This is a genomic window from Streptosporangium sp. G11 (genome assembly GCF_051192615.1).
Lineage (GTDB): Bacteria > Actinomycetota > Actinomycetes > Streptosporangiales > Streptosporangiaceae > Streptosporangium.
On the sequence record NZ_JBPJUQ010000218.1, the window covers coordinates 1 to 3,412 of the forward strand.

Below are 3,412 nucleotides of genomic sequence, written 5' to 3' on the forward strand. Positions count from 1 at the left end.
GAGCCTCCACTGCTGGTTGGTGCCGGTCCCGCAGGTGGCCTGGGTGAGTTGGGTGCCGTCCGCGGTCGAGGCGCCGGGCACCTCGAGGCAGTGGCCGCTGGCGGCCGAGGTGATCTTCCAGGTGCCGTTGGCCGCGGTGGTGAACCTCCACTGCTGGTTGGCGGCGTTGTGGCAGGTCCACTGGATGATCGGCGCGCCCGGCGCGGTGGAGCCGGCGTTCACGTCCAGGCACTTACCGCCCTGGACGCCGGTGAGGGTGAAGGCGCCGCCGGCCGCGGCGGTGAACCTCCACTGCTGGTTGGTGCCGCCGCCGGCCGCCCACTGGACCACCCTGGCCCCGTCGGCCGTGGACTGGCCCTCGACGTCGGCCGCCTTGGAGCTGTGCGCGGCGACCAGGGTGTAGACGCCGCCGGCCACCGGCCCGCTCGGACCCCCCGTTCCGTTCAGGGTGAAGGAGTCAAGGTCGAACTGGTTGGCCGCGGAGGGCTTGAACACCAGGAACAACGGGTGGCTGCCCGACAGCGCCGCCACCGAGGTGGCGGCCGTCTGCTGGTAGGTGTCCCAGCCGCCGGTGCTCGGCACGGACGTGGTGGACAGCAACTGCCCGGTGGGCGAGTCGGCGCGCAACTCGATCGAGCCGCCGCCCGACGGCGAGGACAACCGGTAGGACACCGACGTGACCCCCTGGACGCTCATCGGCGCAAAAGAGATCCAGTCGTTGTTGGAGATGTCGCCGACGCGCTTACCGGCCTGCGCGCCGGCCTGGTCGATGATCCGGATCCCGGACGAGCCGGTGAAGTACTCGGCCTGCTTGTGGCGGGGCTGCAGGACCAGGTTGGCGGTGTTGGACAGGCCGCCCGCGTCGGTGTAGGTCGCGGTCAGCACGTAGAAGGTGTTGGCGTCGGCGTCATGGCCGGAGTTCGTGGTCACCACCGTCCCCGAGCAGCCGGTGAACTGGCCGGTGTCGTGGCTGTGGGTGTCGTGGCCCAGGGCCGTGACCACCCTGACCCTGGAGCAGTCGATCGTGCCGTCCTCGGGATCGGTGACCGTGACGGTGTAGGGGACCGAGTCGCCGAAGGTGATGGCCGTTCCGTCGGGCGGCGAGCCGAACCGCACCACCGGCGCGGTGTTGCCGACCGTGATCGGCACCGTGGCCGAGCCGCTCTTGCCCGAGGAGTCGGTGATGGTGAGCCTGGCGGTGTAGGTGCCGTTGGCGGTGTAGGTGAAGGAGGGGTTGGCCGCGGTGGAGTCGGTCGAGCCGTTGCTGGTGAAGTCCCACGCGTAGGTGAACGCGTCGCCGTCGGGGTCCGCGGAGCCGGCCGAGGAGAACTGGACGGTGAGCGGCGCCTGGCCGGAGGTGGGTGTTGCGCTCGTCTTGGCGATCGGGGAGCGTGAGCCGTTGATGTAGTCGATGCGGTAGACGCCGTCGTCGGGGTTGGTGCCGCCGTAGCCGACCCCCCACTCGATCAGGTACATCGCGCCGTCGGGGCCGAACTTCATGTCCAGCGGCGACCTGAACCCGAGGTTGGACAGGAACCGGTTGGTCTTCAGCATGTTGCCGCTGCCGTCCAGCCGCATCTCCATCAGGTAGTTGCGGCTCCACTCGTAGAAGAACGGGGTGTCGTCGAAGTAGGCGGGGAACTTGGTGTCGGAGGGGTTGGCCGCGTCGTAGTGGTAGAACGGGCCGCCCATCGGGGCCGCGCCGCCGCCGGTGCCCATCTCCGGCCACTCGGACACGAGGTGGTAGTTGTACCAGACGGTGGCGGTCTTGACGGCGGGCAGGTTCGTCAGGCCCGTGTTGTTGGGCGAGTTGTTCACCGGCGCCGCGCAGTTGAACTTCGCCCCCGAGGTGGACGTGGCGAAGTTGTAGTCGTTGAACGGGATGTTGTTGCCGACGCAGTAGGGCCAGCCGTAGAAGCCGGGCGACTTGATCAGGTTCCACTCCACGGTGCCCTCGGGCCCGCGGTTGGCGTTGGCCGATCCGGCGTCGGGGCCGTAGTCGGCTGAGGAGATCCAGCCGGTCTCGGCATCCACCGAGAACCGGAACGGGTTACGAAAGCCCATCGCGTAGATCTCCGGGCGGGTCTGCGCGGTGCCCGGCGCGAACATGTTGCCCGAGGGGATCGTGTAGGTGCCGTTGCTCTCGGGGTGGATCCGCAGGATCTTGCCGCGTAGGTCGTTGGTGTTGGCGCTGGTCTTCTGCGCGTCGAAGTTGGCGCGGCCCGCGCGCTCGTCGATCGGCGCGTAGCCGTCGGAGGAGAAGGGGTTGATGTCGTCGCCGACGCCGATGTAGAGGTTCCCGCCGGGCCCGAAGGTGAGATACCCGCCGGTGTGCCCCGGCTCGTCGACCCTGGTCGCCGGGATGGCCAGCAGTTTCTTCTCGCTGGCCAGATCCAGGCTGTCACCGGCGCCGTTGAGGGTGAAGCGGGAGACCTGGTTGATCGCCGCGGAGCCGGTGGGGGAGTAGTTGAGGTAGACCCAGCGGTTGGTCGCGAAACTCGGGTCCAGGGCGATGCCGATCAGCCCGTCCTCGCCGCCGGTGTAGACGTTCAGCGTGCCGGTGGTCACGATCTGGCCGTTGCTCTTGCGGATCAGCATGAGCTTGCCGGAGCGGGCGATGTAGTAGACGTCGCCGTTGGGGGCGATGTCCAGGCCCATCGGCTGGTCGGGGGCGCTGTCGAGCGTCACCTTCTGGAACCGGTTCCATACGGTGCCGCCGCAGTCGCCCGCGGCGTTGCCGGCCGCCCATTTGATGCCGCCGAGCACGTGCTGGCGGAAGTTGGCCTCGCTGTAGGAGGCGCTCTCGTGGCCCATCGCGGTCGCCCACACGCGCCCGCCCTCGGCGTTGCGGCACCAGGAGATCGGGTGGTCGGCGCCCATCTTGCTGCCGCCGGCGTCGTAGGTGGTTTCGTCGGCGGTGACCAGGACGTGCACGTCGCCGCGCATGTTCTTGCTGAAGTTGTACCACTCCTCGGTGCGTGTCCAGCGGTCGGGCAGGCCCACGGTGGAGGGGTGCTTTTTGTCGAGGACCTTGGCGGTGCCCTGCACGGTGGCCGAGTGCGCGGTCATGTGCGCGCCGCCCAGGACGAGCTGGTCCCACCAGGGGAACTGGGCCTCGATGTTCATGTCGGTGGTGTTGTGGATCGCCACGATGCCGCCGCCGTCGTTGACGAACTTCTGGGTGGCTTGGCGCTGGGCGTCGTTGTCCCAGACCATGCCGGAGTTCTGCAGCATGATGATCGCGTCGAAGGTGGCGAGGTTCGCGTCGTTGAGCGCGGTCGAGCTGGCCGACTGGACGACCTCGAAGTCGTTGGCGGCGGCGAGTTGCTGGACCATCGTGATGCCGGACGGGATCGAGCCGTGCACGTAGTCGGCGGTCTCGGTGAACAACAACACCCGGAAGGCCGCCGCC

At 68.6% G+C, this 3,412-nt stretch carries 1 protein-coding gene; it reads right to left on the reverse strand.

What is annotated here, in order from left to right; all coding sequences use genetic code 11:
- On the reverse strand, window positions 1-3,412 hold a 3,412-nt coding region (locus ACSDR0_RS49820; RefSeq protein WP_435295998.1), incomplete at both ends, for a ThuA domain-containing protein.